Source organism: Oceanisphaera sp. (assembly GCF_052084945.1).
GTDB lineage: Bacteria > Pseudomonadota > Gammaproteobacteria > Enterobacterales > Aeromonadaceae > Oceanimonas.
This window is the reverse complement of sequence record NZ_JBQDEX010000113.1, coordinates 1386-8319: the sequence shown is the minus strand read 5'-3', so window position 1 is coordinate 8319 and position 6934 is coordinate 1386. Positions and strand designations below refer to the sequence as shown.

Annotated in this window: 5 protein-coding genes and 1 pseudogene; 4 read left to right on the top strand and 2 right to left on the bottom strand. The window is 45.9% G+C overall.

Features of this window, described 5'->3' with window-relative positions; all coding sequences use genetic code 11:
- Positions 1-217 precede the first annotated feature (217 nt).
- Together ACTHY5_RS10010 and ACTHY5_RS10005 are read right to left on the bottom strand one after the other, a co-directional pair.
- Complete coding sequence (locus tag ACTHY5_RS10010) at positions 218-1099, bottom strand: hypothetical protein (protein ID WP_441879236.1); 882 nt, start codon at positions 1097-1099, stop codon at positions 218-220.
- A 57-nt stretch (positions 1100-1156) separates the two neighbouring features.
- Positions 1157-1222: pseudogene (locus ACTHY5_RS10005) on the bottom strand (SEC-C metal-binding domain-containing protein); the annotation flags it as partial.
- Between the two features lie 214 nt (positions 1223-1436).
- Between ACTHY5_RS10005 and ACTHY5_RS10000 the strand changes: the two are divergent.
- The 4 genes from ACTHY5_RS10000 (at position 1437) to spoT (ending at position 6858) form a co-directional block, all read left to right on the top strand.
- A complete protein-coding gene (locus tag ACTHY5_RS10000) occupies positions 1437-3332 on the top strand; it encodes an LTA synthase family protein (protein ID WP_441879234.1) in 1896 nt (631 codons plus the stop codon).
- A gap of 350 nt (positions 3333-3682) precedes the next feature.
- Positions 3683-4312, top strand: a complete 630-nt coding sequence (gene gmk / locus ACTHY5_RS09995) for a guanylate kinase (protein ID WP_441879232.1) — start codon at positions 3683-3685, stop codon at positions 4310-4312.
- 49 nt (positions 4313-4361) lie between these two features.
- Entirely contained in the window at positions 4362-4637 is a 276-nt protein-coding gene (rpoZ, locus tag ACTHY5_RS09990; protein WP_441879230.1) for a DNA-directed RNA polymerase subunit omega, read from the top strand.
- A gap of 103 nt (positions 4638-4740) precedes the next feature.
- Positions 4741-6858 carry a bifunctional GTP diphosphokinase/guanosine-3',5'-bis pyrophosphate 3'-pyrophosphohydrolase gene (gene spoT, locus ACTHY5_RS09985; RefSeq protein ID WP_441879228.1) on the top strand — a complete coding sequence of 706 codons (2118 nt, stop codon included), beginning with the start codon at positions 4741-4743 and terminating at the stop codon, positions 6856-6858.
- The last annotated feature ends 76 nt before the right edge of the window (positions 6859-6934 follow it).

Genomic DNA, 6934 nt, shown 5'->3' with positions numbered 1-6934 from the left:
CAAAACATCGAATAACTTTTGGGGTAAAAGGTTACTGCTCTAACATGCTCTAACGTCCTGTATGATTGGCCTAAGCACAGTGTAATACAGGACTTTTTTGCGTAGCAAGCGACTGACAGGTGTCAAACCCTTATTCTTTTTTATTCGACTGCGCCAGATTTAGCAGCTACGACAAAGAGGGCGTATATAGCGCAGTAATTCGCTCATAATGACCTTTTTATACGTTAACGGTGAAGTGAAATGTGTCGGCTAATAACGGCTGCAGCTGCACAGTTCGTGGCTCGCGATCCAATGAGAAACCTTGCTTAGGATCTAGGGTGACAAAGCCCCAAAACTGTAAGAAACGGCTAATAAAGCGCGATTCAATGAGTATGTCTAAGCTCTTTTCTAATGAACAACCACTTATTACCCCAAGCTGCTCTAGTACATAAGGGAAAGCGGTGATGACTTCATCAGTTAGTTGTTCAATACAGGCATGCTGTTGCAAACGCCAAACCATAAATAGCCAGTACATTCTTAAATCAACATCGTCCTCAAATAGATCAAAATAGCGCCAGTTATACTGAGAAACAGCGGCATCTAGCATGGACTTAAAAAAACCATGAATACCTTGCTTTTGATATTGTGCTTGGGCGGCCTTTTTGATGTGATAGCGGCCACTGCGGCGATAAATAATACCCGCGATTTCTGCCAGAATTCGTGTGTAGTGCAGCGCGTTAAATTTATCTTCATTACTGCCCGCAAACTCACTAATACTAATATTACCTGCAAATTGAGAGACGGCGAACTCAGATAACAGTTCACTGGCCTGCTTAACTAAATGAGCCGGTAAATTACCCTTGGCGGTGGCCTTAAAGCTACCATCATTTTTCATCGCATCATCAAAAATTAAGGTGAGATATCGCATCACAGGGCTAGCTGAAAGATCCTCTGGCGTATTAATAGTGACGCCTTGTAATTGATGAAATGAAGCATCGAACCAGTTCCCCATTTGTGTTGGAGATAAACCACAAAAGTCATCTTGTGCGCTCTCGTTCTGCTTCTCAATCTGCCGTTCTATCACGACGCTAAGCTCATCAAGCGTCAGGTTAGGGTTCATAGCGGCTATCTGCTCAATGTCATTGAACAATGGAGCGTGCAACTTGGAATCTTGTCCTAAGCAGCAACGTTTATATTTTTTCCCGCTACCACAAGGGCAGAGGTCATTTCGGCCAGGTTTCATGTTACTTCTCTTTTTATCAAAGTGACTGTCTATATAATTTAGCGTTTTTTATTGAACGAGTGACACCATTGATAAATGGTACATGATAATACCGCCAAACGTCATTCCAGCCCGATTACACACGCTTTACCTTTGGTACTAAGAGAAGTGATTGACATCCCTTGCGACTGACTAGACTATTTAGCCATTATTATGGCTACTTATTGAGTTTGTTGTGTCACTGAATATCTTCCGTATCCTCTTATTGTTACTAAGCGCCACTGTGCTTAGCAAAGTCGCACTGAGCGCCCTTAACCCTTATTTAGCAGAGCAGTTATTCAGTCACAGTGGCGTTTATAGCCTGTGGTGGGGGTTGCGCCTGGATATTACCGCCGTGATGGTAATGGCCACACCCGCCGTACTTTTGCTACTTATTGCCCACTGGGGAGGCTTTCGACCTCGTTTGGTGAAGCTGTGGTTATTATTGGCCAGCATTTGGCTGATTGTTACCACCACGGCAGATGCTATTTATATGCTAGAAGCAGGCCGACACGTTACCTTTGAAGTGTTTACCGGCCAGGGTTTAGAGCAAGGTTTGCTGGCCACCGCCGTAACCGCCTATTTACCACAAACCTTAACCGCTTTGGTGTTAGTACTGCTATTTACATGGGTAATTTGGCGCCTACCCATCACTACCACACAGGCGCCTTGTCGTTATGCGCGTATTATAAGCGGGGTTCTAGTATTAGCGCTTTGGTTAGGAGGTACGGTGACCGCAGTTCGTGGTGGTTGGAGTGATGCGCCACAATCACCTATGAGCGCGTATAAAATTGGCGAGCCTGAGCAGGCCGCATTGGCCTGGAATGCCCCTTATGCCATTAGTTATTATTTAGCTAAAGGCAAAAAACGCGCCGCTCAGCAACAAACCGCCGAGCCCAGCGCCCAAGATAAAGCCTTAGTTGCACAACTTTACCAAGAGCGTATTAATGCCCAGCTGCAACCTATTACTAAACAGGCGAATGTGCTGGTGGTGCTGTTAGAAAGTTGGGTGGCCGCCGATTTATACAGCTATGGCCAACAAGTGGATGGAGCCCCGTACTTTGACAAGCTACGCAAACAGAGTCTGACCACACAAAACTTTTATGCCGATGGCTATCGCACCGTGGAAGGCACCTTTGCTACATTTTGCTCTTACCCTAACCCCATTGGCGGCGGCGTAGCCGGTACCCAACTACAAGGGGCGAACTATCAATGCTTACCGCGCATATTGAGCGAACAGGGTTTTAGCACCCACTTTATTCAAGGCAGTGGCAAAGGCATTGTAGGCGCATTTGCCCAAAGCTTGGGCTTTACCCATTCTTATGGAAAAACCGATTATGACTTTGCAGGCACCGAAAATTACTGGGGCTATATGGATGACGATATTTATCGCTTTACCTTAGATAAGCTAAACACACTCGACGCCCCCTACTTAATGACAGTAAATACCGGTACCACCCACGACACCTATTTACCAAAAGAATCTGACTATATTTTTGGTAAAGAAGATCGGGCTGCTCTGCGACGTAATGCGGTTCGTCATGCCGATGGGGCCTTGCAGCGCTTTTTAGATAAGCTGCCTCAGGTGGTCAATAAACCCACCTTAGTGGTATTAGTTTCCGATCATACGGCGCGGGCCGCCCCTCAAGGGTTAGAGCGCAATGCCATCCCCTTTTTAATGTTTGCCACCGATGGCTCACTGCCAGTGAAAAAGCTACCTATTAATGCCGGCCAACTGGATATTGCCCCGACTATTATCGATTGGCTAGGTGGGCAAGTGCCTTGGTTTACCGGACAGTCACTATTAGCTGAGCCCTACTCAGGCTTTGCACATTATTCTGAAGGGCAAAGTGTGAACTGGATAGAAGATAATCAACTGGTACGCTTTAATGTCGTCGATAATGAGCAGGTGGAATGCGCGAAAATTAGTGACAATGGTTTAGCACTTAGCTCCGATAGCTGCGTACAGGGCGAGTATAATGCCATGCTTAAACGGGCGCAGGCGTACACTCGCTACACTCAGTCTTTGTTATTTGAGGGGAAAACCAGTGAGTTTGCTGACTTATTATCAGATTCTGTTGCCCAACAATAACCCAGCGTCGTCAGAACATGAGCGCGTTCACTTATAATAGTTGCTCATGTTTCTGGTCACCCCTTGGCGTTATTAGTGCCGAGATAACAGGCAAAGCGAAGCCTTACCGGACAACAACTCGGTTTTACCGAGGCTTTAATCAGGAAAAAACTGATAGAGTCGAAGCGACTACCTGATCATAATGAAATTTGCGTGGAGGGCACTTCCGCAGCAAGCTATAGTTACTTTTTGATTGGTCGCTGTTTTTACAGCGGCCATTTTTTTATTCACGATCTTCTGGTAAACTTGGCCGCCCTTGGTTCCAGCTCTCTGCTCGACGCTGGCAAATAATCCCAAACGGCACACATATTATGGCGCACTGCGGTACCTTATTTATTATTTCTTCTCCTAGCGGCGCAGGCAAATCCAGCCTGATCCAAGCACTGCTAGCGCGTCCTAGCGCCGACGGTAAGCTACAGGTGTCAGTTTCTCACACCACTCGCGACGTACGGCCGGGGGAAGAAAATGGCATTCATTACCATTTTGTTGATCGGGACGAATTTAACGTGCTGGCTAAACGCGGCGCCTTTTATGAATGGGCTCAAGTGTTCAATAACTACTATGGCACCTCACGCGAGTGGATTGACGAGCAGTTAGCTAAAGGCATCGACATATTATTGGATATTGACTGGCAAGGTGCCCGTCAAATTCGCGAACAGTCTCCAAGCGCTAAATCTATTTTTATCCTCCCCCCTAGCCGAGAAGAGTTAGAACGTCGTCTTAATGCTCGTCAGCAAGACAGCGCAGACGTGATTCAGGGACGAATGGATAAGGCAGTGTCAGAGATGTCGCATTACGATGAATACGACTATTTATTGGTTAATGATAACTTTGACCAAGCATTAAATCGCCTAAGCGCTATTATTGAGGCCGAACGGGCCAATACAGGTAAGCAGGCGATACGTTATCAAAATTTGCTTTCTGGCCTACTGGCAGAATAAGCTAAGATTAATTACTTTTTTGCACTTTTTTTAATCATTGGAGTCCATTATGGCACGCGTTACTGTTGAAGATGCTGTTGAGCAGGTTGGCAACCGTTTTGATTTAGTGTTGGTTGCTTCTCGTCGCGCTCGCCAACTGGCGATTCAGGGAAAAGACGCCTTGGTACCGCTAGAAAATGACAAGCCGACCGTTGTTGCATTACGTGAAATTGAGCAAGGCTTAGTTAACCATGCGGTAATGGACGTGCAAGATCGTCAAGAACAGCAAGAAATGGATGCCGCTGAAATGGCTGCCGTTGCCGCTATTTCTGAAGGTCGCCTGTAACCTTATTATAGAGGTTGAGTCTGTCGATAAGCTCGCTTTAGCAATAACGCGGGCTTATATTCTCTAAACGGCCTAGTAATAATATCGCTTATCGAGGTATTGATTGTATCTATTTGAATCTCTTAAAGAGCTGGCTAACAGTTACCTGCCCCCCGAGCAGGTAGCGCAGCTTCAAGCCGCTTATGTGGTAGCCAGAGACGCGCACCAAGGGCAAACACGCTCTAGTGGTGAGCCCTACATCACCCATCCGGTGGCTGTGGCGCGTATTTTGGCAGAGATGCATCTGGATCATGAAACCTTAATGGCGGCCTTATTACACGACGTAATTGAAGATACCCCTGTCACCAAAAGCGCACTGGCTGAGCAGTTTGGCGAAGCCGTCGCTGAGTTGGTTGAAGGGGTATCTAAACTTGATAAAATTAAGTTTAGAGATCATAAGGAAGCGCAAACCGAAAACTTCCGCAAAATGGTCTTGGCCATGACCCAAGATATTCGGGTTATCTTAATTAAATTGGCTGACCGCACACACAACATGCGCACGCTTGGCGCATTACGCCCCGATAAACGCCGTCGTATTGCCCGAGAAACCCTCGAAATTCATGCTCCTATCGCCAATCGTCTTGGTATTCATACCATTAAGAATGAGTTAGAAGAGCTAGGCCTTGAAGCACTCTACCCCATGCGTACGAGAGTACTGCGTGCATCAGTTAGACGTGCTCGAGGTAATCGACATGAAATTATTCAGTCTATTTTAGAGCAAATTAGCGGCCGTTTAGATGATGTACACATTCATGCATCGGTGGCGGGCCGCGAAAAAAATATGTTCTCCATCTATAACAAGATGGTCAAAAAAGAACTGCAATTTCATGAAGTAATGGATATTTATGCTTTTCGTGTGATCGTAAAAGACATAGACACCTGTTATCGCGTGTTAGGCCAAATGCATACCTTGTATAAGCCACGCCCTGGGCGCTTTAAAGACTATATTGCCATTCCTAAAACCAATGGTTATCAGTCGTTGCACACCTCTTTGGTGGGCCCTCATGGGGTGCCGGTAGAAGTACAAATCCGTACCGAATACATGGATCAAATGGCAGATAAGGGGGTAGCGGCACATTGGGCTTATAAAATTGATTCTGAAAAATCCAATACCACGGCGCAAGTTCGTGCCGAGCGTTGGATGCAGAGCTTAGTTGAACTACAACAAAGTGCCGGTTCGTCATTTGAGTTTATTGAAGGGGTAAAGACTGACCTTTTCCCTGATGAAATTTATGTGTTTACCCCAGAAGGACGCATTTTAGAGTTGCCTTCAGGGGCAACAGCGGTCGACTTTGCCTATGCCGTACATACCGATATTGGTCATTCTTGTGTGGGAGCACGGGTAGATCGCCAACCTTACCCACTTAGCCAGCGGTTGCATTCTGGCCAAACCATTGAAATTATTACCGCCCCTAACGCGCGACCTAACGCGGCTTGGCTTAATTTTGTGGTGACCTCACGCGCACGCACTAACATTCGCCAGTTCTTAAAGAATCTGCGTACCGAAGAATCGGTATTGCTAGGTAAGCGCTTGTTAAATCATGCCTTGGGCGCTAAAAATATCGAAGATATTTCGGTAGAGCGAGTTGAACAAGTACTAAAAGATACTAAATATAGCTCTATTAGTGAATTATTGGCCAACATTGGTTTAGGTAATGCCATGAGCGTGGTCATGGCGCGTCGCTTACTAGAAGAGTCAGACGAAGAGCCTGCTGAGCGCAGTAAAACACTGAAGAAGATGCCGATTAAAGGCACCAACGATATGTTGCTCAATTTTGCTAACTGTTGTCGTCCTATTCCTGGTGATCCTATTGTGGCGCACATTAGTCCTGGCCGCGGCTTAGTCATTCATTTAGATTCTTGTAAAAACATTCGTGGCCACAATAAAGAACAAAACAAATATCTACCTGTGCAATGGGATATGGACCAAGATTTTGATTTTGACTTTAAAACCGAAATTGGCATCGAAATTATCAACCAACAAGGGGCGCTAGCTGGACTGGCAAATATTATCTCTGCCACAGGGGCTAATATCCATAATATTGCCACCGAAGAAAAAGACGGCCGTGTCTACCAAGTTGAGCTGTTAATCACGACCACCAGCCGGGTTCATTTGGCTAATATTATGCGTAAAATTCGCGTTGCACCCAATGTGCTTAAAGTGTATCGCCTGCGCAAATAAACCACTTGGGTGCTAATTGCGCCCAATGTGCTTAAAGTGTATCGCCTGCGCAAATAAACCACTTGGGTGCTAATTG

Excerpts from the sequence above, each read along its gene's own strand:
- ACTHY5_RS10010 (WP_441879236.1), bottom strand. The coding sequence starts at position 1,099 with ATGAACCCTAACCTGACGCTTGATGAGCTTAGCGTCGTGATAGAACGG.
- gmk (WP_441879232.1), top strand. The coding sequence starts at position 3,683 with ATGGCGCACTGCGGTACCTTATTTATTATTTCTTCTCCTAGCGGCGCA.
- rpoZ (WP_441879230.1), top strand. The coding sequence starts at position 4,362 with ATGGCACGCGTTACTGTTGAAGATGCTGTTGAGCAGGTTGGCAACCGT.